Source organism: Streptomyces sp. STR69, from assembly GCF_024519455.1.
Taxonomy (GTDB): Bacteria; Actinomycetota; Actinomycetes; order Streptomycetales; family Streptomycetaceae; genus Streptomyces.
Genome location: NZ_JALJRY010000008.1, coordinates 148,152 through 173,319, shown reverse-complemented (window position 1 = coordinate 173,319; position 25,168 = coordinate 148,152). Strand labels below are relative to the sequence as shown.

Here is a 25,168-nt window from a genome sequence, read left to right as displayed (position 1 = left end):
CTACTCCGGCGAGGAGCAGACATGGCGATCATGCCCATCGAGTGGGGCAAGGTGCGGGAGTACGCCACCGCGACGGCGGCGCCACGTCCCGCGTACCTCGACGACCCGAACGCCCCGGTCCCGCCGACCTTTCTGGCCACGGTGGTCCACTGGAGCACCATCGGCGAGACGGTCCGGGCTCCCGAGGTCGCCGAGGCGTGCGCGAGCGTCGGGATCGAGCCCGACGTACGGAATCTGCTCTCGCTGGAGCAGGAGTACGTCTTCCACGGCCGGGTGCCACGGGCGGGGGAAACCCTGCACAACTCCGAGCGCCTCCAGGACGTCCGGATCAGACAGGGCCGCAGGGGGCCGATGGTGATCGTCCGCTTCCTGGTGTCCTTCCACGACGCCGAGGGACTGCTGCTCGCCGAGTGCCGGTACACCTCCGCCTATGTGCGCAAGGAGGCGTCGTGACCGACCTCGCACCGGGTGCCCGCCTTCCGGAGCGCGGGTTCGGGCCGGTCACGATGACCGACATCGTGCGCTACCAGGGCGCGAGCGGCGATCTGAACCCGATGCACCACGACGACGAACTCGCCCGCTCCGCCGGGTATCCCGCGGCCTTCAGCGTGGGGATGCTCGGCGCGGGCTGGCTCGCCGCGTACTGCACCGACCGCTTCGGCGAGGAGAGTGTGCGCCGCTTCCGCACCCGCTTCACGCAGGTGGTGTACCGCGGGGACCGGCTGACCGCGTCGGCCGAGGTCGTACGGCTCTTCGAGCAGGACGGCGAACGACGCCTGGAACTCGCGATCCAGCTGCGCAAGGACGACGGTGCGCTCGTGATCGACGGCTCCGCCGAGTTCGCGCTGACGTGACATCCCCGGGTACCGGAGAAGGGCAACGGATGCAGCCTGACGGCGAGTTGAGGACCGGTACGAGCCAACGCCCGGACCTGCCGGTCGCGTTGGTGATCGGCGGGGGGGGTATCGGTATGTCGGCGGCACGCCGGCTGGGCCAGTCGCATCGGCTCGTACTGGCGAGCCTGTCGGCCGGCAAGAACCCGGCGCGCGAGACGGTGTTGCGCGAGGACGGGATCGACGCGGTGGTGACGCGGTGCGACATCACGGACCCCGAGTCGGTCGCGGGACTGGGTCGACTCGTCGCGGCGCGGGGCCGGTTGCGTACGGTCGCGCATGTCGCGGCGCTGTCCCCGTCGATGGGCGACTGGCGGACCCTGCTGAAGGTGAACCTCGTCGGGGCGACGCTCGTCGAGCGGACGAGCCTGGAGCTGGCGGTACCGGGCACGGCCGCGGTGTTCGTGTCCTCCTCCGCCGGACACCTCGCCGAACCGCCCTCTCCGGAGATCACCGCCGTGCTCGACGACCCGCTCGTGCCGGACTTCGTCGAGCGCCTGGAGAAGCTGGTGCCGGAGCGGACGTCCCTCCAGGCCTACCGGCTCACCAAGTTCGCGCTGCTCCGCATGTGCAGGAGGCGTGCGGCGGTGTGGGGGACGAAGGGGGCCCGCATCGTGTCGATGTCCCCGGGCCCGATCGCCACCCCGATGGGCGCGGTGGAGTTCGAAGGCCCGCACCGCGAGGTCAAGTTGGCCATGCTGCGGCGGTCGCCGCTCGGCCGCGAGGGCACGATGCCGGAGACCGCCGACGCCATCGAGTTCCTCGCCTCCGACCGCGCCTCGTACATCACCGGAACCGATCTGCTGGTCGACGGCGGCATCCTGGCGACCACCCGCTTCAGCTGACCGCGCCGTGGACCCACTTCTTCCAAGGGAGTTGAGCATGCCCGACCGGAACGACGGCGCCGACCTCGGCGAAGGTCCGCTGCACGGCATAGTCGTCATCGACCTCTCGACGACTCTGCCCGGCGCTCAGGCCACTCAGTTCCTCGCGGACGCGGGCGCGGACGTCATCCTCGTCGAGCCGCCCGGTGGAAGCCCGTTGCGCGCCAACCCCGGCTGGCCGGGGCTGCTGCGCGGCAAGCGGAGCATCACACTCGACCTGCGCGACGACACCGATCGCGCGACGCTGGACGGCCTGTTCGCCGGGGCGGACGTCGCCGTCGCCGCGATGCGCCCGGCCGCCGCGGCCCGACTCGGCTTCACCGCCGAGGAGTTGGCGGCCCGGTACCCGCGTCTGGTCGCCGCCCTCATCACCGGCTGGGGAACCCTCGGCCCCTGGTCCGACCGCAAGGGCTACGAGGCGCTGATCCTCGCCAAGAGCGGTGTCCTGCACTCCAAGCACCAGCTCACCACCGGCCCCGACCCCGCCCATGTCACCACTCCCTACGCCTCGTTCGCCGCCGCGCAGGCAGCGGTCCACGGCATCCTCGCGGCCCTGCTCGAACGGGAGGAGAGCGGCCTGGGCCAGCTGGTGGAGTCCGATCTGGTGACCGGAGTCGGCGCGTACGACCCGTACAACTGGTTCTACGAGCTGGTCCTCCGCCGTTTCCCGGACGCGTTCCAGTCGCTGGGCGCCGCCTTCGACCAACAGGGCCGCCCCCAGACCAAGTTGCTGTACGCGCTGCTCATCGCCGCGACGGCGGACGGCACTTGGCTGCAGTTCGCGCAGACGGCACCCCGGCTCATGCAGGCCTGGCTGAAGGAGCTCGGCCTGAGCACCGAACTCACCGATCCCAAGTGGGAAGGCTTTCCCCTGCTCCCGACGCCCGAGCTGCGCTTCGAGTGGTGGAACAAGATGATCTCGGAGGTCGGGGAGCGAACGCTGAAGGAGTGGGAGGAGGCGTTCGCCCGCAATCCGGATGTCTTCGGCGAGCAGTTCCGTACGCCGGACGAGGCGCTCGACCACCCCCAACTGGTCCACGAGGGCCGCGGTGTCGTGGTGGACGATCCCGACCTCGGCCCGGTGCGCCAGCCCTCGACCCTGGTCCACGCGGCCGGACGTCCGCTCACGGGGATCCGCCGCGCGCCCCGCCCCGGCGAGCACACCCGGGAGCTGCGCGCCTTCGCCCGCAGCACAACACCCCCCAACTCCGTTGCTCAGCAAGGCCGTTGCGGTCCTCCCCTCGCCGGCGTGACCGTGCTCGAACTCGGCGCCATGTACGCCGGACCGTACGGCGCCACCCTCCTCGCCGATCTCGGCGCGCGGGTCATCAAGGTCGAGCCCCTCGACGGCGACCTGATCCGCACGATCATGGCGTTCCCGGAGGCGGGCGGCGCGAAGGTGCTCCAGGGCAAGGAGAGCATCGCCGTCGACCTCCGCTCCCCCGAAGGCCGGCAGATCCTGCGGGAGTTGGTCGGTCAGGTAGATGTGGTGCTCCAGTGCTACCGGGCGGGTGCCGCGACCCGGATCGGCGTGGACGAGGCCTCCCTGAAGTCGATCAACCCGGATCTGGTCTACGCCAACGCTCCCGGCTACGGGATCGACGGCCCGTACGGTTCCAAGCCCGCCTACGCGCCGTCCATCGGCGCGGCGTCCGGAGTCTCCGTGACCGATGCGCAGGTGGTCGGCCGTCCCGCGGCGGACCGTGACCAACTGCTGTCCCAGGCCCGCAAGTTGTACGCCGGCGGGACGGTCCCGGCGGTCCAGTCGGACGGGATGGCCGCCCTCGGTGTCGCCTCGGCCCTGCTCCTCGGGATCTGCGCGAAGCGTCGCGGGACCGCGCTGACCGGCATCGTCGCCACGATGCTCGGCACCAGCACGCAGGCGCTGATCGCGCACAACACCAGCTACGCGGGACGCCCCGCACACCCCCGTGTCGACCCCGACTTCCGAGGGACCGGCGCCCTCTACCGGATGTATCCAGCGTCCGACGGCTGGCTGTTCCTCGCGGCACCGAAGGAAAAGGAATGGGCTCCCCTGGTCGCCGCCCTCGGCGACCCCGGCGACCTCGCGGACGAGCGGTTCGCCACGAGCCGGGCGCGTGCCGCCCACGACGGCGCGCTCGCGGACGTACTCACCAAGGTCTTCGCCACCCGGACGAAGGCCGAGTGGGAGGCCGACCTGACGGCGAAGGACGTCGGCTGCGTCGCCGTGACCCAGGAACCGGCCGAACGGCACATGCAGGGGGACGATTTCTACGCGGCGGGCTACGCGGTCGACGCCGTCAGCCCCGTCTTCGACGAGCACCGTAGGCTCGCACCGCTGAACCGGTTCTCCCGGTCGACGACGAAGGCGGAGGCGGGCTGCACCCTGGGCCAGCACACGGACGCGCTGCTTCGGGAGCTCGGGTACGACGAGGCCCGTATCGCCCGTCTCCGCGAGGCACGCGTCGTACGGTGATGCGACATGTCGCGGCTCGACGTACCGGCGGAACCGGTACCCGAACGCCCGTTGCCGGAGGGCCTCTTGGGCCGCTCCGGCACGGGCGGCGGGGTCAGGTCGTGGTCAGTGACAGGTCGGCCGTCGTGGCGCGGCCCGGAAGCAGGGTCACCTCCTTTGACGCCGGGCGGTGGCCGACGGCCGAGGCCGTGATCCGCAGCGGGCTCGGGCGGGCGTCCAGCCAGAGGTCGTAGTGGCCGTCGGAGTCGGTGCGGACAGTGTGGGCGAGGTGGCCGCAGCCGGTCGTTCCGGTGTGCGCCGGCGGGCAGATCAGGACGGTGGCTCCGGCGAGCGGTGCCCCTGTTCGCCGGTCGGTGATCGTGCCGGAGAGGTGTCCCCAGGTCCGCGGGATCGTGACCTTGAGGCTGACCTTGACGGATGCTCCGGCATAGGGGGCGTCGGTGGTGTAGGTGAGCCGCGCGGTGTAGGTACCGGCCGTGGCCACGGCGGAGGCGTCCGCGCGGACGGTGACCGTGGTGGAGCGGCCGGGCGCGAGGTCGAACGAGGTCTTGTCCGCCGACAGCCAGGTGACGTCGTCGCCGTCGCACTGGTCGTGCCCGGGCAGGACCTCGGCCGAGGAGACGATCTCGGAGAGCGAGATCATGCCGCCGACGCGGTAGATCCCGCAGCCGCCGCCGGCCCGGAAGACGGTGGAGGAGGCGTTGGGCAGGTCGGACCAGGTATTGGACACCGGGTCGTATTCGACGACGGTGTTGACCGAGTCCCGTCCGGCGATGCCGCCGACGGCCTGAAGTTTGCCGTCGTTCCCGCCGGCGACGGCGCCCCAGCGCGTGTCGGGCATGTCGGCCGCGCGGGTCCAGGTGTCGGCGGAGGGGCTGTAACGGTAGGTCTCTCCCTTGCTGTCGCTGCCCGAGATGCCCCCGGCGCAGACCAGTTCACCGGTGATGCCGGCGCAGGCCGCACGTTCCATGGGGAACGGATAGTCGGCGCGGCGGGTCCAGGTGTCGGTGGCCGGGGTGTAGCGGTAGACGGTGCTGACCATGTCCGTGCAGCCGGATCCGGTGCAGCCTCCGATGACATAGAGGCTGCCGTCGAGGACGGTCACATTCGGCATGCCGACCGCCTGGGGCAGATCGGCGAGGCGGGTCCAGGTGTCGGTGGTGGGGTGGTACGCGTAGAGCGTGGCGCGGGCACCGTCCGGGGCCCAGCCGCCGGCGACGTACATGGTCCCGTCGATGAACGCCCCGCCGGGTGACTCCAGGGCCTCGGGGAGGTCGGCGATGGGTGTCCAGGCGTCGGTGGACGGGTCGTGCACATAACTGTGACTGAGGTACTGCCCGTTGATGATTCCGGAGACTCCGGCGACGGAGTAGACCTTGCCCTGGTACGTGCCCACCGCGTTGTCCATGACGGGCTCGGGGTAGTCGGCGATGCCGGTCCAGGGCCCGGTCGCTGCCGTGGCCGGCGGGTCGGTCGACGGGCTCTTCGAGGCCGAGGAGGTGGAACTCATCGGTCCGGGTGAGTAGTTGCCCTTGACGCGCAGCGTCGGTGTGCCTGCCGAGGAGTCCGACGTGGTCGTGGAGGTGCCGGCCGGTGAGGTGTAACCGGTGCTCTGCTCACCGAGGTTGACGTGCAGCGGCGCCTGCCCCTTGTTGGTGAAGGTGACCTTCTTGCTGCTTGCTCCGCCCAGCGTCTCGCTGACGGAGAGGCTGTCCGAACTCACCGCCAGGCGGCCCGCCTTGAGCGTGCGGTCGAACCGGTTGACCTTGTCGGGCTGTGTGGTGAGGGTGCCGGTCGAGGTGGTGTAGCGGGCGGAGGCCGTCGTGTAGGTGTGGCGTCCGGCGGGGGCGCTGAACAGCCAGTAGTAGCCGTCGGCCAGCGCCAGGTCGTCGGGGGTCGCCACGGTGGTCGCCGTCGCGTAGCGGTCGGCGGTGTCGGTGATGGTGGCGGGCGTGATGGTGCCGCCGGTGTTGCCGTCGACGACCTTTCCGGCGACGATGCCTCCGCTCACGGCGGCGCAGGAGCCGACGGTGACGGTGTCGAGCTGCCAGAGCGACAGGCCGCTGCCGGAGTAGTGGAAGCGCACCTTCACGTGCTTCGCGTTTGCCGCCTGGGGCAGGGAAACCTCGGCGTGGCCCAGGTACTCGGCCGTGTCCTGGTGCCACACCGTGGTCCACGTCGCGCCCGAATCGAGGCTGAGGTCGACGTTGGCCACCGAGTCCTTGCTGGGGGCGTAGGCGGCGTCGAAGCCGAGGACGGGTGAGGTCTGGCCTGCCAGGCTGAAGTTGGGTGAGACGAGTTCGGTGTCCTCCGGGACACTGCCCCGGGTGTAGGGGGACGCGGAGGCCCAGTTCCCGGTTCCGCCCGTGAAGTTCCACACCGTTTTATCGGCGAAGTCCCAGGCGGCGCCGTCCGTCCCGTGATTGACGACGGTCCAGCCGTGCTCCGGCGTGGTGCCGGTCCAGCCTTCGAAGCCGGTCTCGGCCGGGTAGGCGTGGCCGGGTGCGACGCAGGCCGTCAGGTCCACGTCCGGGGCCACGTTGGTACGTACGTCGGCCGTGCCCACCGGGACACTCAGGTCCGTGCTTCGGTAGCCGGGGTAGACCGGGGCCACATGGAGGGCATAGGTGGTCTTCTCCGGAAGCTCCACGCTGTACTTGCCGGTGTAGGGGTCGGTGTAGACGGCGCCGTTCGGGTAGCCGTCGATGGTGATCTTCGAGTACAGGGGCCAGCCGTGCCCGCTGCCGTCCTTGACCGTGCCGGACACCGTGCGGGTGGGGAGTTTCACCAGGGTCAGGTCGGCGGTGGTGCTCTGGTTCTCGGCGACGCCCACTCCGGAGCTGGTCTTCTCCTGGTAGCCGAAGTCGGTGGCGGTGATCCGGTAGTTGCCCACCGCGACGGGGAGGTCGTACGCGCCATCGGCGTCGGTGGTGACGCGGTACTCCCGGCCGTCCGCCGATTCCTCGGAGAGGGCCAGCGCAGCACCGGCGAGCGGTGCGCCGGACGCGCTGTCCGTGACTCGCCCGGAAAGCGTTCCGTGGACGCCGAAGGCCAGCGCGGACACGCCGCCGGGGGTGCCGAGACCGGTGGGGCCGTCCCAGCCGGCGCCGGCGGTGCACACCACCGTGCCGCAGTCGTCGTTGGACCCTTCGGTGACGTCGTTCAGCCCGGAGCCGTTGATGTACGGGTAGGTCACCGGGTAGGTGCCCTCGACGGGTGTGCCCGCCAGCGCGTACATCGCCGTGATCAACGGCGCGGAGAGGCTGGTGCCGCCGACCTGCAGCCAGCCGTCCTTGCTCAGGGTGTCGTACACGGCGAGGCCGGACGCGGGGTCGGCGACCGCGGAGACGTCAGCCGTCGCCCGGGTGTCGCAGCCGGTGGCGAGCCCCCGCTGATAGGCGGGCTGGGCCTCGTACAGCGAGCAGCCCGATCCGCCGGAGTCCCAGGCGGACTCCGTCCAGCCGCGCGCGGTGTCCGCAGCACGGGTCAGCCGGGTGCCGCCGGCGGCCACCACATTGGGGTTGGTGGCGGGCCAGTTCTGGACATGGCCGGTGTCGCCGGTGGACGCGACCACGGCCACACCGGGATGGTCGTAGTGGTGGTCGTACGCGGTCTGGGAGGCGCTCTCGCTGGGCAGACCGTAGGAGTTGGAGACGTACTTGGCGCCCAGGCGCACGGCGGTGTCGACCGCGGTGCCCAGGTCGTCCAGACTCGCCGAATCACCCTGCACGAGAAGGATGTTGCACGCCGGACAGGCGGCGGAGACGGCGTCGAGGTCGAGCGCGGTCTCCAGCGCCCAGCCCGCGTCGTCGGCGGGGTAGTCCGTGCCGCCGTTCTGATCGACCTTGCGGAAGCAGCCGTTGGCGGTGGTGCACTCGGGCAGCCCGTAGTGCTCGCGGTACGCGGCAAGGTCCGCCTCGGCGTGGGAGTTGCCGTACGCGTCGACGATCGCCACCGTCCTGCCCTCGCCCCCGGCGGGAAGGTCATAGGCCGCCTGGATGTCGGTCGGGCCCAACGCCGTGGACGGGGGCGCAACCGCCTGCGGCCGGACGATGTGGTCGGAGCCGGTGCGCACATCGGCGAAGCACTGGGCCACGCCGTCCTTGAGGCTCGGGTTGTTGCAACCGGCCGGGACGTAGTTCTGCGGGACGTTGTCCTGCGGCACGGCGTTGAGCAGGTCGGAAGCCTTGGAAGAGCCGGCGTCGGACGAGGAGGTGGGGGAGGCCGAGGAGGTAGGGGTGGCCGCGGAGGCGGTGGCCGGCTGTATCGCGGCGAGAGCTCCGGCGGCGAGACAGCCGGCTATGAGAAGGGAGAGGGGCGCGCGTACGCGCGCACGTCTGGAGGACAGCAAGGGGGCACCCTTTTCGTCGCGTTCAGGACCCGGTCGGGCCGGGATCACAGGGGTTCGTAACCGCTGTACGAGTCGTCCTCGCAGGCGGGGTCTGCCGTCGTGTCGTCGGCAGGTACACCCGGTGCGGCGGGCGTCGGTTCAGGGGGTGTCGGTTCGGGGCGTGTCGGTTCGGGGGGTGCGCTGCTCATCCGACGGATGGATGCCTCTCCGGTCATGTCCAGGTGCAGGCCGGCCTGCGGACCCTGCGCGCACTGAGTATCGACGGCTGCCGGGTGGCTTCGCGATGGGGCGGATGACCTAAAGATCGGAGCCGACGCCGGTGGCGTCGCCTTCCGACGGGGTGATTCCGGCCTGTGTCAGGCTGACCGCGAGTGCGGTACGCGAGGTCACTCCGTATTTGCGCATCGCGGAGTTCAGTTGCGTGGCGATGGTCTTCGGGGAACGCGAAAGTGCGCGTGCGATGGCCGGGTTGGTCAGGCCGGTGAGCATCAGCCGGACGACTTCCAGCTCGCGCGGGGACAGTTGGTCGCCGTATCCGCGCCGCCCGCCGCGCCACACCTCTCGTACCGGCGCCCCGGCCGCACGGCGTGCGGCGTGCACCCGGGCGGCGTCCGTCCGGGCTCCCAGAGCCGTGAACCCGGCCTGGGCGCGGGCGAGTTCGGCCAGTCCGTTGTCCCTGTCCCCCGCTGCCAGCAGGCAGCCGGCCCGGCGTTCGGCCGCGAGCAGTGCGTCGTACGGCCGGGGCAGGCGTTTCCAGGCGGTGGCGGCCCGGCCGAACGCGGCGGCTGCCTCGACGCTGCGGCCCTCTCCTTCTGCCAGTACCCCGCGACATGTCTCCAGGGCCGCGTCCGCTCCCGGCAGGTTCCTGCCGCTGAGCCCTTCGGCCAGGTCCGCGACGAACTTCCTTGCCTGGTCCGGCCGTTGGAGTGCGAGCAGCGCTCCGGTGCGCACCGGAGCGAACTCGGTGGCCCACAACCAGATGTTCTTGCGAGCCACGACGTCGGCCGGTCCGTCCGTCAGCTCCAGCGCCTCGGCGGCCGACCCCTCGGCGAGCCGGATCCGCGCCAGGGCTGCCGCGGGCTCCAGCGGCAGATCCACGATGCCCCGCCGCAGCCCCGCGTCGAGCACCTGGCGCAGCCGCTCCTCGACGGTCCCGGTCTCGGTCGCAGTCCCGGTCCCGTCTACGGCCGCCGCCACGGGGGCGGGATCCGCTCCGGCGCCGCCAACGGCCCCGTCCAGCAGGGCCGTTACCAGCAGCGCGTCCAGCTGGAGCAGAGGTTCCTCGTCCACCGCCGCCAGGGCTGCGGCTCGCCTGGCCAGTCCGTCCCAGGCGCCGGTGAACCAGTCCAGGTGCACCAGCGTCACCAGGATCATGTCGTGCAGCCGCAGGTACCGGTGTTCCTCGGCCCTGGCCAGCCCGGTCGTCAGCAGCGCTCTGGCCTCGCCGTAGCGGCCCCAACGCATGGCCGCGTTACCGATATTGAGTCCGCTGCGGGTCAGCTGCATCATTCCTGCGGGCGTCGTCGCGGTGTCGGGCAGTTCCGCGGCCACAGCCCAGCCGGCCTCGTCGCCCATGTCCAGCAGGGCGGTTGCCCGGTCCACCACGAGAGCCAGCCGCTGGTCGGCCGTCATCGGCAGCCGGGCCGCGTCGGCCGCCCGGTCCAGCCAACGGCGGTGCTCCCCGGCGGACATCAGGGTGCTCGGCGGACTGCCGAGCGTGGTCATCGCCCAGGCTGCCTGGAACGGTTCGTCGGCCAGATCCGGCAGTGCCCTCTCCAGTTCCGCCGCACCGGCCGCGTACTCGGCCACCTGTAGCAGCATCCTCCCCAGTTGAATGCGGACGGCCGCGCGGTCGTGCGGGGCGAGCGCCTCCCCGTCCAGCACCCTGCGCAGCGCGCGGATCAGGTCGCCGCGGGCGACGAGCCCGGCGAAGGCCAGGACCGGCATCTTCTGTGCCCACCGGGCCACCGAGGCGGCGGGCGGATCGCTCCCGGTGAGCAACTCGTGCAGCAGTCCGACGGCGGTGCGATGGTCCCCGGAGGCCAGCGCGAGGTCGGCGGTCCGTTCCGCGTACTCGCGCCACTGCCCGGTGTCCCCCGCCTCCCGGTAGTGGTGGGCGAGCCGGGCCACCGGCTGCGGCGTCATGGCCCGCAGCGAGCGGCCCGCTCCAAGGTGCAGGGCCCGGCGATCGGGCGCGGGCGTCATGTCGTAGACCGCGCGGGCCGCCAGCGCGTGCCGGAAACTGACCCGGCCGGCCCGGTCCTCGCCGAGCAGTCCACTGCGTACGGCGGCGTCGACGGCCCCTCCGGCAACGTTGTCCGAGAGCCCGCTCACCGTCGCGAGGACGGCCGGGCCGACCGGTTCGGCCAGCACGGAGGCGGCCTGCAGCACCCGTTGCGCGATCGGGGTGAGATGCGAGACACGCTCGGCGACGGCGTCCCGGATCGTGGGCGGCACAGCGATGTCCGCCAGCGTCCTGCGCACCCACTCGCCGTCGCGCCGGACCAGATCGGCCCGGTCGCGCAGCAGCCGGACGGACTCCTCGATCGCCAGCGGCACACCGTCGGTCCGCTCCTGGAGGAACGACGCGAAAGCCTCGGAGACATGTTCCCCGTCGAGCATCGACGACATCAACTCGGCGGTCTGCGCCACGTCCAGCGCACCAAGACAGATCCGTACGTGTCCGGTACCGGACTGGGGCCGGGAGGTCAGCCGCATCAGCGCGGACTCCGGCGCCACGTCCTCGGGACGGTAGGTCAGCACCAGGCTCATCCGGCGGGAACGGCGGGAGGCGAGGAACAGCAGGAAGTCCAGGGTGGCTTCGTCGGCCCAGTGGACGTCCTCCAGGACCAGCACGCCGACTCCCATCGCGTCCAGCAGTTCGGCCAGTGCGCGAAACAGCCGGTGCCGGGCGGCGCCCGCGTCCGACAGCGCCTCGGGGGCCGGCGGCAGATCCTGCCCCCACTCGGGGAACAGCGGTCGCAGCACCCCGGCGAGGGAGGTGAGGCTCAACTCGGCCACATCGGGCATGGCTTCGCGGGCGGCATCGACGACCGGGCCCAGGGTGAGTGCCTCCCGGAACGGAGGGCATACGGCGGCCAGTGGCCGCTGGGCAGCGACACCGGGCTCGTCCAGCGCCTCCTGAACGAGCCGGCTCTTGCCGATACCGGCCTCGCCCTCGACGAGAACCGTGGCCGGCGGCCGGGCCAAGGCGTCCGTCAGCCGGTGCAGTTCGACCGCCCGGCCGACAAAACGCGGAACACTGACGCCGGGCAGCACACGCGGAAGGCCGCCGTCCGCAGAGCGCTCCATCCGACCGCCTTTCCCCCCGCGCCCCGAGTGTGTGCGACCCAGGCGCCGACCACGTGTGCGAGTCCCGACACCGCAGCATGCCACGACGCCCAAACCAAACGTGCCCGGGTATGCCACAACTGCACTCTCCCCAAGCACTTCTGACCCTGCGTCAATATTGACCGTGCCGGCCGGGACGCCTCGCCTCGCCGACCCTGCCGAGGTCGGCGTCCTCCCCCAGGGACCGGGTCAGCCGCGTCGGCGCTTCGCCCGCGCCTCGTCCTCCATGAGGTCGTACGTCACCGCCGAGACGGGCGCGGTGAGCATGCCCACCCAGCCGTCGATGTAGTTGTTGAGCTGGGCGTCACTGATCGGGTGCCGGTTGCGCGCGTGGTCGCCCAGGAGGTTGAGCACGCTGTTGTAGAGCTGCACCTCGCGACCCCGCCGTACCCGGTCGGGCAGCGCGCCGAGCAGTTCGGGCACCAACTCCTGGAGTACGTCGGTCGCGTCCTCGATCTGGCGCGGCCAGTACTCCGCGTCCGATGTGGCGGGGGCCAGCCGGGCCAGGAACGGTACGAACATCTCGCCGGCCTCGATGCTCTCGATCAGCGGGCGCACCACCAGCCACACCGCCGCGAGGGGGTCCTCGGCCACGCCGTCGGCGCGGGCTTCCTCCAGGAGTACGGCCCGGCGCGCGTCGATGGTGCGGTAGCGGAAGGCGATCAGGTCCCGGACCAGGCCCGCCTTGGAGCCGAAGTGGTAGGTGATGACCGACGAGTTCGACTGCCCCGCCTCCATCTGGATCTCCCGCAGGGTCACACCCTCGACCCCTCGCTCGGCGAAGAGCCGCTCGGCGGTCGTCATCAGCAGTTCACGGGTCGCCTCCCCCGTGGTGTGCCGGCGTCTGCGGCCCGCGGCCTTCTCGTCCACTGCCATGGCCTCATGTTCATGGATGCGGCGTGGCACGCGCAACGCCAAAACTAATGGAGATGTATTAGAAAGTATGGACAGAGGGCCCGGTCGATGGAACAGTTCACTGCGAAGACCTGCCGACGCAGGCCTCAACCCTCCCTACTTCCGGAGGACTTCACACGATGCCGAAGATCTGGACCAACTCCGGCGACTCCCACTTCCTCGAACCGGGTGATCTCTGGGAGTCGCGACTCCCCAAGCGGCTCGCCGATCTGACGCCCAAGTCCGAGAAGGATCCGGACGGGGAGTACGAGACGGTGCATGTCGACGGTCAGTCGTTCCGTCGGAAACTGCCGACCTCGGTGGCCAGGGAGTTCCTGGAGGAGAGCCGCAAGGCGCAGGGCATCCGGGACGCGCGGGCCCGCCTTCGCGACCTGGACCAGGAGGGCGTCTGGGGCGAGGTCATCTTCCCGTCACTGGGCATGTGGTCCTCGACCTTCCGGACGCCCGAACTGCTCAAGGCGTGTATGCGGGCGAGCAACGAGTGGGCGTTGGAGGAGATCGCGGCGGTCTCGGACCGCTACGTCGTGACCGCGCAGGTGTCGACGCTGGTGGTCCAGGACGCGATCGCCGAACTGGAGTGGGCCGCCGAACAGGGCTTCCGTGCCGTGTTCCTGCCCACCACCCCGCACCCCAGCGCACCGGACTGGCACCGATCCGACTGGGAGCCGTTCTGGGAGGCCGCCGAACGCGCCCGGATCGTCCTCGCCTTCCACATCGGCACCGATCCGGTGGACATGACGACCGGCGGCGCGGGCCTGGTCTACCGCGGCCCCGGCGGCGCGGTCATGAACTACGCGGAGACGACGTTCTCCGGCCAGCGGGCCGCGATGAAGCTGGTGGCCTCCGGCGCCCTCGACCGGCACCCGGAGCTGAAGGTGCTGATCTCCGAGGGCGGCGCCACCTGGATCCCGTTCCTGGGCGACCGTATGCGGGAGGGCTACCGCCAGCACCACATGGCGGTGCGTCCCACACTCGAACGGGACCCGAAGGAAACCCTGATGACCCAGGTGTACGCCTCCTTCCAGCACGACGAGACGGCGGTCGCCGCGTTCGAGTCGATGGGCTACCGGAACGTCATGTTCGGCTCCGACTACCCGCACATGGAAGGCACGTTCGGGCACACGCAGGACACCCTGACGTCGTTGTTCGACGGCGTCCCGGACGAGACCCGGCTGCGGATCACCCAGGGCGCGTTCTTCGAACTCTTCCCGCAGGTGCCGCCGGTCCCCACGAACGGGGTCTGAGCCGATGCCTCGGGATTCGGGACTGCGCGACGTGGCGATCGTCGGCGTCGGCGCCACGCCCTACTACCGACGCGGAGAGTCCGCCGACAAGAGCATCACGCACCTCGCCGGCGAGGCCATCCTCGCCGCCTGCGCCGACGCCGGTCTCTCCGTGAAGGAGATCGACGGCTTCGCCTACTACTCGGGCGCCGGTGCGGGCTACGGCGACAAGATGGAGTCCGTCGACTTCATGGAGACTCTGGGTATCCCCGAGGTCCGCTTCTCGGCGTCGCTCACGAACGGGGGCGGCGGCTCGGCGGGCTCGATCGGCCTCGCCCGCGCGGCGATCGTCGCCGGTGACGCGAGCGTCGTCGTCACGGTCATGGCCCTGCAACAGCAGCGGCAGCGCCTCGGCACGGTGATAGCGGCCAAGCCGGTGACCCCGATCAGCTCCTTCCTCCAGCCGTCCGGACTGGCGGGCCCGGGCCATCTGATGTCGGTCCTGGCCCGCCGTCACATGCACGAGTACGGCACCACCCGGGACGCGTTCGCCGAGATCGCCGTCTCCACCCGCCAGAACGCCCTCAACCGCCCCAAGGCCATCAAGAAGACGCCCCTCACCCGCGAGGAGTACTTCGGCGGACGGATGATCGCCGAACCGCTCTGCGTCTACGACTTCTGCCTGGAGACGGAGGGTGCGGTCGCCGTGATCACCACCTCGGCCGACCGCGCCCGCGACCTGCGCCAGAAGCCGGTCCCCGTGGTGGCCGTCGCCCACGGCGGCACCCGGGACTGGGGCCGCGGCTTCTCCTGGTACGGCATGCCCGACGAGACCTTCACCTCGTCGGGCCACGGACCGATCGCCGGACGCCTCTTCAAACGGGCCGGCATCACACCCCAGGACATCGATGTGGCCCTGATCTACGACCACTTCACCCCGATGGTGCTCATGCAACTGGAGGACTACGGCTTCTGCGCCAAGGGCGACGGCGGCCCCTTCGTCGAGAGCGGCGCGATCCGCTACTCCCGCCACAGGAAGCCGGGGACCGTCGCGGTCAACCCGCACGGCGGACAGCTCTCCGAGGCGTACGTCATCGGGATGACCCACCTCGTCGAAGGCGTCGAGCAGATGCGCGGCATCGCGATCAACCAGGTCGACGACGCCGAGTTCGCGCTGTGCACCGGCGGTCCGGCGAGCCTGCCGGTCAGCGGACTGATCCTGGGACGCGACCGGTGACCGGGGCGCGTCTCGCGACGGCGTTGCCTTCGGACGTCGTACGGATCGCGACGGACCACGTCACCGAGCCGTTCTGGCAGGCCGCGAAGGAACGGCGACTGGTGGCACCGCGATGCGGCGACTGCGGAACCTTCCGGCTGCCGCCCACCCCGTTCTGCCCCGAGTGCCAGTCCACGGCGGTCGACTGGCCCCAACTGTCGGGCCGCGCAACGGTCTACAGCTTCGCCGTGGTGCACGGCTACCCCGGGCTGCCCGATCTGACCCTGGTCCCCGCCGTCGTGGAACTGCCGGACGCGCCCGGGGTGAGGCTGGTCAGCAACGTGATCGGAGTCGAACCGGCGGACGTGCGCATCGGGTTGGCGCTGACCGTCGACTTCCACCCCATCACCGACGGCTGGCTGCTGCCCGTGTTCCGCGTGGCCGCCGAGGAAGTCTGAGACATGAGCGACGACTACGAAAGCGCGTTGGAGGAGAAGCCGCTCGAATTCCTGGCGAGCGTGGCGAACAGCGGGGGTTCCTGCGACGGCCAGGCCGTCGTCCCCGACGGCGACCGCTACCGGTGCTGGTGTTCCTGCGGCGAGTGGAACGTCCAGGCACCGACTCAGGCCGAGGGACTGCGACTTGCCCGGCTCCACACCTCCACGGCGGGGGCACGACAGTGAGCGTGATCCTCTTCGTCCGGCACGGCAAGGCATCGTTGGGCGCGGCCGACTACGACGTGCTCTCCGACACCGGTGAATTCCAGTCGGAGTTGCTGGGGACAGAACTCTCCCGGCGCGGCGTCTCCCCGGCGCGGATCCTGACCGGACGCCTCAACCGCCAGCAGCAGACCGCCCGTTGCACACTCCGCGCGTCGCGGTGGTCGACGTCGGTGGAGGTCGACGAGGCGTGGAACGAGTTCGACCACGAGGACGTCGCCGCCGCGCATCGCGAGGTCGACACCCCTGACGCCGAGCCGCTCGACCGGGCCATTCCGCGCTGGTCCTCGGGACTGCACGACCACGAGTACACGGAGCCGTTCCCCGCGTTCACGAAGCGGGTCGACGACGCATTGCGCACGCTGGCCGCCGAGTTGGGCTCGGGCGAGACCGCTGTCGTCTTCACCAGCGCGGGGGTGATCGGGTGGGTCGCCGCGTCGCTGCTGGGCGGCGGTGAGCCGCAGTGGTCCGCGCTCAACCGCGTTGCGGTCAACAGCGGGGTCACAAAGGTGGTCGTCGGCGGCCGGGGCTGCACGCTCGTCACCTTCAACGAGCACTCCCACCTGCCCGCTCAACTCGTCACCTACAGATAGGGGCTGACATGGAGTCAGGCAGAAAGGTCGCCTTCATCACCGGTGTCGCCCGCGGTCAGGGCCGCGCGCACGCGGTGAAACTCGCCTCCCGGGGCATGGACATCATCGGTCTCGACATCTGCGAGGACATCGAGTCGATGGACTACCCGAACGCCACCGAGGACGACCTCCGGGCGACCGTCAAGGCCGTCGAGGAGGCGGGCGGGTCGATCGTCGCCGAGAAGGGCGACGTGCGCAGCTTCGACGATCTGCGCCGGGTCCTGGACCACGGTGTCGAACGCTTCGGCCGGGTCGACGTGCTGCTCGCGAACGCGGGCATCATCCGGCTCTCCCCCGGCGGCGACCGCGACCGCACCTGGACCGACATCATCGACGTGAACCTCACGGGCGTCTGGCGCACGATCGAGGTGGTGCTGCCCGCGATCAGGGCCGGGGAGCGCGGCGGGTCGATCGTCATCACCAGTTCGGTGGCCGGGCTCAAGGGCGGCGCGAACGACAAGGCCGGCGGCCAGGCCTACACGGCGGCGAAGCGAGGCCTGGTCGGCCTGATGCAGGTACTCGCCAACGAGTACGCGGGCGAGCGGATCCGGGTCAACACCATCCATCCCACAGGGGTGTTGTCCGGCATGACACAGAACCCCGCCATGGAGGCGCTCCACGCGCAGGCCGCCAAGGGCGAGAAGAACCCGATCAGCCAGATGCAGAACGCCCTCCCGATCGACATCCTCCGGGCCGAGGACATCGCCAACGCCGTCGCCTGGCTGGTGTCCGACGAAGCCGCCTACATCACCGGCGTCCAACTGCCCCTCGACGCGGGCTTCGCCGTCCGCTGAGCCGCGCGACACCGCACCCGACCCCGCCGGCCAAGAGCTCCCCGGGAGACAACACCCATGACCGTGACCGCTCCGCACGTCCGACTCCGCTACGGCGACAAGGTCCTCGACTCCGGCTCCGGCGGTGTCTTCGAGCACCGCAACCCCTACACGGGCGAGGTACAGGCGTCGATCCCGCTGGCGGGCGCCACCGAAATCAACGAGGCCGTCGAACTGGCCGCAGCGCAGGCGGAGTCCTGGCGCCGCTGGACGCCGGAGGCGCGGCGTGACGTCCTGACGCGGTTCGCCGAGCTGCTGGGCGAACACCGGCAGGAGTTCGTCGACCTCCAGGCGCTCGACGGCGGCACCCCGACCCACTTCGGCGAACGGATCGTCGACAACTCGATCAACTGGACGCGCTACTACGCCGGTTGGTGCGACAAACTCTCCGGCGAGCTGCTCTCGACCCTCGACACCCGCGGCTACTTCTCCTACACGACACCCGAGCCGTACGGCGTCGTGGGCATCATCGTCACCTGGAACGGCCCGGTCGTCTCCCTGGGCATGAAGGTGATCCCGGCGCTGGCGGCGGGGAACTGCGTGGTGGTCAAGCCCTCGGAGTTCACCCCCTTCGCCCCGCACCTCTACGCCCGGCTCCTGCGCGAGGCAGGCGTACCGGACGGCGTGTGCAGCATCCTCAGCGGCGGCGCGGAGGCGGGCGAGGCCCTGGTGCGCCACCCGAAGGTGGAGAAGGTGAGTTTCACCGGCGGCCCCGTCGCGGCCCGCCGGATCATGCACGCCTGCGCGGAGCAACTCAAGCCCGCCGTACTGGAGTTGGGTGGCAAGACGGGCAGCATCGTCTTCCCCGACGCCGGCGACCCGGCGGCGGTGGCGAGCCGCGCCGTACGGGACAGCATCGGGGTGCTGGCCGGGCAGGGCTGTGTGGTGCCGACGCGGCTGATCGTGCACGACGACATCTACGACGAGATGGTCGAGCGGGTCACCGAGGTCGCCGCGACCTACCGGATGGGGGATCCGTTCGATCCCGGGGTCAAGGTCGGTCCGCTCATCAACGCCGCCGCCGTCGAGCGGGTCTGCGGAATGCTCGACCGCGCCAGGCAGGACAAGGCCGGGCGGATCACCCTCGGCGGCAACCGGGCCGGGGGTGACCTCGCCGACAAGAACTTCGTCGAGCCCACGGTCATCGTCGACGTGGACCCGGAGCACGAGATCGCGCAGACGGAGGTCTTCGGCCCCGTGCTGCTGGTGTTCAGGTTCACGACCGAGGACGAGGCGGTCGCCCTGGCCAACAGCACGCCGTACGGTCTCGGCGCCAACATCCAGTCCACGAACCTCACCCGCGTCCATCGCGTGGCCGAGCGGCTGAAGGCCGGTGGCGTCTACGTCAACGGCGCCCGGCAGAACCTCCCCTACGCCCCCTTCGGCGGTCTCGGCCTCAGCGGTTACGGCAAGGAGGGCGGCCGAGCCGGCATCGACGAGTTCCTGCGCTACAAGACCGTGTCGATCATCCAGCCGGAGTAGGGGAGGAAGCCGAAGATCTATGCATTCCTGTCGAGGTCCTCAAGGGAGACCAGCGGGAACTCCGGACGGGACGTCCGCGACTACGCCGTCGCCGTCGGCTCTCCCCGCCCCTCCCAAGGCCTGGCCATCCCCACCAGCGCAACTCCCGCCGCCGCCACGGCGATCAGCATGATCACCGCCATCGGCAGCGAGCTCTCCTCCCCGAACAGTCCGACCAGCGGCGCGGCGAGGGCGCCGAACAGGAACTGCAGGCCGCCGAGGAGGGCGGAGGCCGCGCCGGGGGCAGCGCGGCCGAGGGCCTGGCCGATGCTGAGGGTCGACGGGAAGACCATGCCGATGCCGCCGGCCGTGACGAACAGGCTGATCCAGGTGCCGGCGAGGGTCTCCCCCACGGTCAGCACCAGCAGGACCTGCGTGAGGGCACCAACCCCGGCGACACCGACCGCCGCGGCGAGGAGGGTGTTCAGCCGTACGCGTCCGGCGAGTTGGGAGAAGGCCGCGCCGGCGATCAGCATGGCGACGGCGTTGCTCGCGAAGATGAGGGAGTACGTCGTGGCCGACACTCCGTGCAGGTTTTCGAAGACGAAGCTGGAGCCGCTGATGTAGGCGAACAGCGCCGCCGAGATGAACGCGAGGACGAGGACGTACCCCATGAACGTACGTCTGCCGAGCAGCGCGCCCATCGCGCGGAAGGTCTGCGTGATCCCGCCTGCGTGCCGTCGCTCCGGCGGCAGGGTCTCCGGGACCTTGCGGAGGACGCCCAGCAGCAACAGCCCGCCCATCACGGTCAGTACGGCGAACACCGCGCGCCAGGTCGACACGGCCAGGACCGCCCCGCCGAGCACCGGTGCGGCGACCGGCGCGACGCCCATGATCTGGGAGAGCACCGCGAAGTAGCGCGGCAGGTCGGCGCCGTGGAAGCGGTCGGTGAGCACGGCGCGGGCCAGCACCATGCCGGCCGCGCCCGCCAGGCCCTGGAGGAACCGGGCGCCGGCGAGCAGACCGACATCGGGTGCGAGGGCGCAGGCGACTGAGAAGACGGTGAACGCGGCCGTCCCGGACAGCAGCAGTCCGCGGCGGCCGAGGCTGTCGCTGATCGGGCCGATGAGCAGTTGTCCGACGACGAGTCCGGCCAGGAAGGCGGTCATCGTCAGCTGTACGGCCGAGCTGCTCGCGCCGAGCGCGTCCCCCATGGCGGGGAACCCGGGGACGTACATGTCGGTCGCGAGCGGGGCGACCGCCGTCAGCGCGGCGAGGACCGCGACCAGGACGACGACGGCGCGCCGCGAGGGGTCGGCGGAGTCGGCCGGTGCGGCGGGGCGCGCGGCGGCGGAACGGGAGGGGGACGGCGATACCATGACGGTAACGGTAACCGATGGTTTACCGGTTAACAATGACGGGGCCCGCAAGCCCCGATCGAGGTCCCCGAAGTCCCGAAAGCGAGAACAAGAGCCGCATGCCGCCCTCCCCCACCGACGTCCGCGCGCAGTGGACCGAGCACAACCCCGGTCTCGACACCTCCCCCATGGAGCTGATCGGCCTGCTCAAGCACGCCACCGGGCTCCTGAACCGGGCGGTGGAACCCCTCTACGCGGGAGCCGCGCTCACCGCCCCCGAGGTCGACATGCTGATCCCGCTGCGCCACGCCACCGAACCGGTGATCGCCCGCCGGCTCGCCGAATGGCTGGGCCTGTCCCGTGCGGGGGTCAGCAAGGCCCTGGGCAAGCTGGAGAAGCGCGGTTTCATCGCCCGTACGCCGAATCCGGCCGACCGGCGGGCCGCACTGGTGACCATCACCCCGGCCGGAGCCAAGGCCGTGGACGACCTGTTCCCCCGCCAACTGGCCGCCGAAGTACAGCTGTTGGCGGGCCTGGGCGAGGACAGGGACCGGGTACTGAACGCACTGGAGCATCTCGTGAAGGCCATGGAGCGCCAAGTCGACCGCGAGTGATGGATCCTGACGAACCGTCAGAACGCAGCGTCCCACCGCGCATGAAGCGTCGGCGGCTTGCGGAAGACCAGCCCGTGCGGGGCCGTCGGGTGGTCCGGGTCGAGGCGCAGCGACGGGAGGCGGTCGAGCAGGTGGTGGAGGGCGATACGGGTCTCCAGGCGGGCGAGGTGTGCGGCGAGGCAGTAGTGCGGGCCGTGGGCGAAGGCGAGTTGGAGGCGGGCGTTCTCGCGGCGGACGTCGAAGCGGTCGGGGTCGGGGAAGACCGCCGGGTCGCGGTTGGCGCCGGTGAGGGAGACCGTGACCAGGTCGCCCTCGCGGATCGTGGCCGGGCCGAGGACCGTGTCCCGGGTGGCGTAGCGGTCCACGACGGCAGCGCCGGGTTCGAGGCGCAGCGATTCCTCGATCGCGCCGTCCAGCAGGCTCATGTCTGCCCGGACGAGGGCGAGTTGGTCGGGGTGCCGGAGCAGGTGCAGCAGCGCGTTGGTGATCATCGCCTCGGTGGTCTCGATGCCGCCGAACATCAACACGGCGGCGTTGGAGGCGACTTCGGGCACCGTCAGCTGCCCGGCGGCCGAGACCAGGAGTGAGGCGGCGTCCCGGTCGGCGACGGTGGCCTCGACGGCCGCGCGCAGTTCCGCGTAGGCCGCGGTGCCGGCGGCTCCCGCCGCGTGTCCGGCGGTGATGTCCGAGACCGACCGCACGATGGCGTCGTACCAGGAGAGCACGGTGGACGGGGTGGTGCCGGTCAGTCCGAGTGCGTGGGTCACGACGGCGACCGCCAGCGGGCCGGCGAAGTCGCGGCGAAGTTCGCCGGCGCCGGCCGGTCGCAGCGCGGTGACGAGCCGGTCGGTCTCCCGCTCGATGAACGAGGCGAAGCCGTCCCGTACTTCGCGCGGTCGGAAAGGCGCGGTGAAGGGTTCACGGTGGCGGGTGTGCCGCTCCCCGTCGAGGGAGAGCATGCTCGGGCCGACGACCTGGGCGGTGGAGAAGCGAGGGTCGTCCACCGTGAACGTGGCCGCGTCCCGCATCACGTTGAGCGCGAGGTCGCGCCGGGTGACCAGCCAGCCGTCCAACTCGGGCAGCCAGGACACGGGTTCGCTCTCGCGGAGCCGCGCCAGCCGCGGGTGCGGGTCGTCGGCGAGTTCGGCGAGCGTGGTCCCGGCACCGAGCGGGTAGGCGGCGGCGACCGTACTCATCGCGCTCCAGGTCGGGGCAGAGGGAAACTGGCCATGGCCGAGGCTAACAATTCGGGCGCGGCCCACCGCGGGTGGGACCGTACGGCGAGACGGCCGTCACCGCCTGCCACCTCTCGGTCGCCCTGTGTCCCGCCGACTCCCGGTCACCGCCGACGAATGCGGGCAACAGATCGAATTCGCCCCGCGCGAGGCAGAGTTTGCGCCATCCTGAACGCCACGAGACGCGGACCCGGTCACAGCAGCACGTCGGGCCTCAACTCCCCTGTTCCGACTGTCCACTCAATGTGCCGATCCGGCACCCTCGGCCCGATCCGACGACACCGATACCGACACCGACACTTGAGTCACTCTTGATCACTTCATCAGACCCCGACGGACCGGCGATACCCGTGCCCTTCCAGCCCATCCCGTCCGCCCAGGTGACCCCAGCCGCGTCCTGGCGCATTCTTGCTGTGTCACCCACCCGGCGCCACAGGGACGAGGTAGATCCCCGATGACTGGGAGTGCCCAGCGCGAGAAGGGGACGCCCGGACGGCTCGCCGAGCTGCTCATCGACGCCTCGACGGAGGCGATCGACGCGGCCGGCGGCCACTCCGGGGGCGTCTACCTGCGGTCGAGCACGCCCGGACTGCTGCGCCTCGCCGTGCTGGCGGGACTGCCCGGGCCGCTTTTCCGCCCCTGGAACCGGCTGAGCGTCGACAACAAGTTCCCCGTCGCGGACGCCTTCCGACTCGGCGTCCAGGTGGTCCTGCCGAACGCCGCGGAGTGCATGCGCCGCTACCCCCAGTTCGCCGCCAGTCTGCCCTTCCAGTTCGGCTCGCAGTACGTGCCGGTCATGAGCGGGTCGACGACGTACGGCGTGCTCACCGTGTTGCGGCCGTCCGCCGCGGACACCACCGAGGTGCTGTCCGGCCTGGACCGCATGACACGGCTGGCCGAGGAGCTGGGCGCGGCGCTGCGGGACCTGGAGGACGAGCACAAGGACGAGGACGGGCCGTGCGTCGCCTGGGACGGCGAACCGGTGTGCGTCCGGACGGCGGCCACGCACCGCCCCGAGGGCCGGATGGCCCGGTTCGTGTGGGACCCGGCGACGGCCGTCGTCACCGGGGACGGCGCTCTGCACACCCTGCTGGGCGTCGGGCCCGACGAGTCCCCCGGCACCGCCCGGGCCATCGCGGACGCCCTGGCCCCCGGTGACACGTACCAGGTCATGGCGGCGCTGCGGGCGACAGCCGCCGGGAATCCCCCGCCGCTGCCTCTGCGGGTGCGGGCGGCGGACGGCTCGATCCGGCTGCTGGACCTGTGGACGCCCGCCACCGGCCCCGTCCCGGCGGGCGGCGGGCATCCGGTCAGCGGTGTCGTCCTGGACCCGGGCCCCGCCCCGGTCGCCGACAGCGCGGCCGATCTGCTGCCGGACGGCGTGTTCTGCCTGGACCGGCTGGGGCTGGTCACCTACGCCAATCCGCGCGCCGCCCAGCTGCTGGGCAGCCCGCGCGAGGAGCTGCTCGGCCGCCCGCTGTGGGAGGGCGTGCCCTGGCTGAACCAGATCGGCTGCGAGGACCAGCTGCGCGGCGCCCTGCTGTCGCTGGGGTCGGTGCACTTCCACGTCCGGCGTCCGGAGGGGCAGAAGCAGCCGCCGGAGGGGTACGAGGGCGACTGGCTGGCGCTGGCGGTCCATCCGGGCCACGACCAGCTGACCTGCACGGTCGCGCCGTCCACCCGGGTGTCCGGCCCGCCGATCCCGCTGGTGCCGGTGCACCCCGAGGGGGCCGACGCGCCGGGGAACGGCGTCACCTCGTTGGCCCCGCTGTACCGGCCGATCGTGCTCGCCATCGCGCTGACGGAGGCGGTCACCGCCCGCCAGGTGTCCGCGGTGGTCATGAAGGAGCTGCTGCCCGCGTTCGGTGGCCGGCGCCTGGCGATCTACCTGTTGCAGGAGCGCCATCTGTATCTGGCCTGGGAGACCGGCTTCCCGCAGGGCTTCCTCGCACCCTTCGACGGGATCGGACTCGACGCCCGGCTGCCCGGTGTCGAGACGCTCACCACCGGACGCCCGCTCTTCTTCGACTCCATGCAACAGCTCGCGGAGGCCTACCCGGGCATCCCGCTGGACGCGGAGGTGGGGGCCCGCGCGTTCCTGCCGCTGATCGCGTCCGGGCGCCCGGTCGGCTCGGCCATCCTGGGCTTCGACAGGTCCCGCAACTTCAGCTCCGAGGAGCGCGCTGTGCTCACCGCGCTGGCCGGACTGATCGCCCACGCGATGGAGAAGGCCCAGCGCTACGACTCGGAGGCCGCCCTCGCCCGCGGCCTCCAGCAGGCCCTGCTCCCCCGCCGACTGTCGGCCCACCCGCAGGTGGAGACCGCGGGCCGCTATCTGCCGGGCACCCAGGGCATGGAGGTGGGCGGCGACTGGTACGACGTCGTCGAGTCGGGCGACGCTCTGGCCCTGGTGATCGGCGACGTCCAGGGACACGGTGTCCAGGCCGCCGCAACCATGGGTCAACTCCGCAGCGCGGTAAGGGCGTTCGCGCTCGGCGACCGGCCGCCCGACGAGGTGATGAGCGGCACCAACCATCTGCTCATCGACCTCGACCCCGGCCAGTTCGCGAGCTGCTGCTACCTCCGTCTCGACCCGGCGAGCGGCCTGGTCCAGGTCGCCAGGGCCGGGCATCCGCCCCCGCTCATCCGTACCCCGGACGGCCGAACCCGGGTCTGGGACATCCCCGGGGGCGTGGTACTCGGGGTGGACCCGCACGCCCAGTACCCCGTCACGGAACTCCAGCTGGAGCCCGACTCCATCCTGGCGCTCTACACCGACGGCCTCGTCGAGCGGCCCGGCGTCGACATCGACGACGGCATCGCCGCCCTGCGGGTCGCCCTCTCGAAGGCGGGCGGTCCCGCCGCCCGGCCGGGCGGGCGTTCCCTGGCCGGTGTCGCCGACCGGCTCACCACGGCCGCCCGGCACGCGGCCGACCGCCCCGACGACATCGCGCTGCTGCTCGCGGCCCGGCGCGCCAAGCCGGGCAGGCACCCTTGATCCCGGTTCGGCCCCGGCCTGTCACCG

At 71.3% G+C, this 25,168-nt stretch carries 18 protein-coding genes; 13 read left to right on the top strand and 5 right to left on the bottom strand.

Going from position 1 to position 25,168, the window contains the following annotated elements; genetic code table 11:
* Positions 1–21 precede the first annotated feature (21 nt).
* The 4 genes from OC490_RS17045 to OC490_RS17030 are packed head-to-tail and all read left to right on the top strand — an operon-like array spanning position 22 to position 4,235.
* Positions 22–453 (top strand): MaoC family dehydratase N-terminal domain-containing protein, encoded by a 432-nt coding sequence (locus tag OC490_RS17045; RefSeq protein WP_262058794.1) that lies wholly within the window; start codon positions 22–24, stop codon positions 451–453.
* Positions 450–854 carry a MaoC/PaaZ C-terminal domain-containing protein gene (locus OC490_RS17040; protein ID WP_262058793.1) on the top strand — a complete coding sequence of 135 codons (405 nt, stop codon included), beginning with the start codon at positions 450–452 and terminating at the stop codon, positions 852–854. Before OC490_RS17045 ends, OC490_RS17040 begins: the two co-directional genes overlap by 4 nt.
* Positions 855–883: 29 nt before the next feature.
* On the top strand, positions 884–1,738 hold the full coding sequence (locus tag OC490_RS17035; protein ID WP_262058792.1) for an SDR family oxidoreductase: 855 nt from the start codon (positions 884–886) through the stop codon (positions 1,736–1,738).
* 37 nt (positions 1,739–1,775) lie between these two features.
* Positions 1,776–4,235 (top strand): CoA transferase, encoded by a 2,460-nt coding sequence (locus OC490_RS17030; RefSeq protein ID WP_262058791.1) that lies wholly within the window; start codon positions 1,776–1,778, stop codon positions 4,233–4,235.
* Positions 4,236–4,329: 94 nt separating this feature from the next.
* On the opposite strand, the gene OC490_RS17025 is transcribed toward OC490_RS17030, so the two are convergent.
* From OC490_RS17025 to OC490_RS17015, 3 genes are all read right to left on the bottom strand, one after another.
* A complete protein-coding gene (locus OC490_RS17025) occupies positions 4,330–8,586 on the bottom strand; it encodes a carboxypeptidase regulatory-like domain-containing protein (protein WP_262058790.1) in 4,257 nt (1,418 codons plus the stop codon).
* Between the two features lie 297 nt (positions 8,587–8,883).
* The gene (locus OC490_RS17020) at positions 8,884–11,898 is read right to left on the bottom strand and encodes a helix-turn-helix transcriptional regulator (protein ID WP_262058789.1); all 3,015 of its coding nucleotides are present in this window, start codon (positions 11,896–11,898) and stop codon (positions 8,884–8,886) included.
* A 228-nt stretch (positions 11,899–12,126) separates the two neighbouring features.
* A complete protein-coding gene (locus tag OC490_RS17015; RefSeq protein ID WP_262058788.1) occupies positions 12,127–12,813 on the bottom strand; it encodes a TetR/AcrR family transcriptional regulator in 687 nt (228 codons plus the stop codon).
* 158 nt (positions 12,814–12,971) lie between these two features.
* On the opposite strand from OC490_RS17015, the gene OC490_RS17010 reads away from it, so the two are divergent.
* Genes OC490_RS17010 through OC490_RS16980 form a run of 7 tightly spaced genes read left to right on the top strand, consistent with a single transcriptional unit; the run spans position 12,972 to position 18,957 of the window.
* Complete coding sequence (locus OC490_RS17010; RefSeq protein ID WP_262058787.1) at positions 12,972–14,096, top strand: amidohydrolase family protein; 1,125 nt, start codon at positions 12,972–12,974, stop codon at positions 14,094–14,096.
* Positions 14,097–14,100: 4 nt separating this feature from the next.
* Positions 14,101–15,312: a thiolase C-terminal domain-containing protein gene (locus tag OC490_RS17005; RefSeq protein ID WP_262058786.1), complete on the top strand. Its 1,212-nt coding sequence runs from the start codon at positions 14,101–14,103 to the stop codon at positions 15,310–15,312.
* A complete protein-coding gene (locus tag OC490_RS17000; RefSeq protein WP_262058785.1) occupies positions 15,309–15,749 on the top strand; it encodes a Zn-ribbon domain-containing OB-fold protein in 441 nt (146 codons plus the stop codon). The genes OC490_RS17005 and OC490_RS17000 overlap by 4 nt, the downstream gene beginning before the upstream one ends.
* 3 nt (positions 15,750–15,752) lie before the next feature.
* Entirely contained in the window at positions 15,753–15,974 is a 222-nt protein-coding gene (locus OC490_RS16995; RefSeq protein WP_262058784.1) for a hypothetical protein, read from the top strand.
* A 2-nt stretch (positions 15,975–15,976) separates the two neighbouring features.
* Complete coding sequence (locus OC490_RS16990) at positions 15,977–16,603, top strand: histidine phosphatase family protein (protein ID WP_262058783.1); 627 nt, start codon at positions 15,977–15,979, stop codon at positions 16,601–16,603.
* Positions 16,604–16,611: 8 nt separating this feature from the next.
* Complete coding sequence (locus OC490_RS16985) at positions 16,612–17,436, top strand: mycofactocin-coupled SDR family oxidoreductase (protein WP_262058782.1); 825 nt, start codon at positions 16,612–16,614, stop codon at positions 17,434–17,436.
* Between the two features lie 57 nt (positions 17,437–17,493).
* On the top strand, positions 17,494–18,957 hold the full coding sequence (locus OC490_RS16980; RefSeq protein WP_262058781.1) for an aldehyde dehydrogenase family protein: 1,464 nt from the start codon (positions 17,494–17,496) through the stop codon (positions 18,955–18,957).
* An 80-nt stretch (positions 18,958–19,037) separates the two neighbouring features.
* Here OC490_RS16980 and OC490_RS16975 read toward each other — a convergent pair whose 3' ends face one another.
* Positions 19,038–20,315, bottom strand: coding sequence for a multidrug effflux MFS transporter (locus OC490_RS16975; RefSeq protein WP_262058780.1), 1,278 nt, complete (start codon positions 20,313–20,315; stop codon positions 19,038–19,040).
* A 98-nt stretch (positions 20,316–20,413) separates the two neighbouring features.
* Between OC490_RS16975 and OC490_RS16970 the strand changes: the two genes are divergently transcribed.
* Positions 20,414–20,908, top strand: coding sequence for a MarR family winged helix-turn-helix transcriptional regulator (locus tag OC490_RS16970; protein WP_262058779.1), 495 nt, complete (start codon positions 20,414–20,416; stop codon positions 20,906–20,908).
* A gap of 17 nt (positions 20,909–20,925) precedes the next feature.
* Here OC490_RS16970 and OC490_RS16965 read toward each other — a convergent pair whose 3' ends face one another.
* Positions 20,926–22,104 carry a cytochrome P450 gene (locus tag OC490_RS16965; protein WP_262058778.1) on the bottom strand — a complete coding sequence of 393 codons (1,179 nt, stop codon included), beginning with the start codon at positions 22,102–22,104 and terminating at the stop codon, positions 20,926–20,928.
* Between the two features lie 493 nt (positions 22,105–22,597).
* On the opposite strand from OC490_RS16965, the gene OC490_RS16960 reads away from it, so the two are divergent.
* Entirely contained in the window at positions 22,598–25,141 is a 2,544-nt protein-coding gene (locus OC490_RS16960; RefSeq protein WP_262058777.1) for a SpoIIE family protein phosphatase, read from the top strand.
* Positions 25,142–25,168 lie beyond the last annotated feature (27 nt).

What these genes read in the sequence shown, in the direction of transcription:
- OC490_RS17020 (WP_262058789.1), bottom strand. Translation starts at nt 11,898, where the DNA reads ATGGAGCGCTCTGCGGACGGCGGCCTTCCGCGTGTGCTGCCCGGCGTC.
- OC490_RS16980 (WP_262058781.1), top strand. Translation starts at nt 17,494, where the DNA reads ATGACCGTGACCGCTCCGCACGTCCGACTCCGCTACGGCGACAAGGTC.
- OC490_RS16975 (WP_262058780.1), bottom strand. Translation starts at nt 20,315, where the DNA reads ATGGTATCGCCGTCCCCCTCCCGTTCCGCCGCCGCGCGCCCCGCCGCA.
- OC490_RS17030 (WP_262058791.1), top strand. Translation starts at nt 1,776, where the DNA reads ATGCCCGACCGGAACGACGGCGCCGACCTCGGCGAAGGTCCGCTGCAC.
- OC490_RS17005 (WP_262058786.1), top strand. Translation starts at nt 14,101, where the DNA reads ATGCCTCGGGATTCGGGACTGCGCGACGTGGCGATCGTCGGCGTCGGC.
- OC490_RS16965 (WP_262058778.1), bottom strand. Translation starts at nt 22,104, where the DNA reads ATGAGTACGGTCGCCGCCGCCTACCCGCTCGGTGCCGGGACCACGCTC.
- OC490_RS16995 (WP_262058784.1), top strand. Translation starts at nt 15,753, where the DNA reads ATGAGCGACGACTACGAAAGCGCGTTGGAGGAGAAGCCGCTCGAATTC.
- OC490_RS17035 (WP_262058792.1), top strand. Translation starts at nt 884, where the DNA reads ATGCAGCCTGACGGCGAGTTGAGGACCGGTACGAGCCAACGCCCGGAC.
- OC490_RS16960 (WP_262058777.1), top strand. Translation starts at nt 22,598, where the DNA reads ATGACTGGGAGTGCCCAGCGCGAGAAGGGGACGCCCGGACGGCTCGCC.
- OC490_RS17045 (WP_262058794.1), top strand. Translation starts at nt 22, where the DNA reads ATGGCGATCATGCCCATCGAGTGGGGCAAGGTGCGGGAGTACGCCACC.
- OC490_RS17015 (WP_262058788.1), bottom strand. Translation starts at nt 12,813, where the DNA reads ATGGCAGTGGACGAGAAGGCCGCGGGCCGCAGACGCCGGCACACCACG.
- OC490_RS16970 (WP_262058779.1), top strand. Translation starts at nt 20,414, where the DNA reads ATGCCGCCCTCCCCCACCGACGTCCGCGCGCAGTGGACCGAGCACAAC.
- OC490_RS17010 (WP_262058787.1), top strand. Translation starts at nt 12,972, where the DNA reads ATGCCGAAGATCTGGACCAACTCCGGCGACTCCCACTTCCTCGAACCG.
- OC490_RS16985 (WP_262058782.1), top strand. Translation starts at nt 16,612, where the DNA reads ATGGAGTCAGGCAGAAAGGTCGCCTTCATCACCGGTGTCGCCCGCGGT.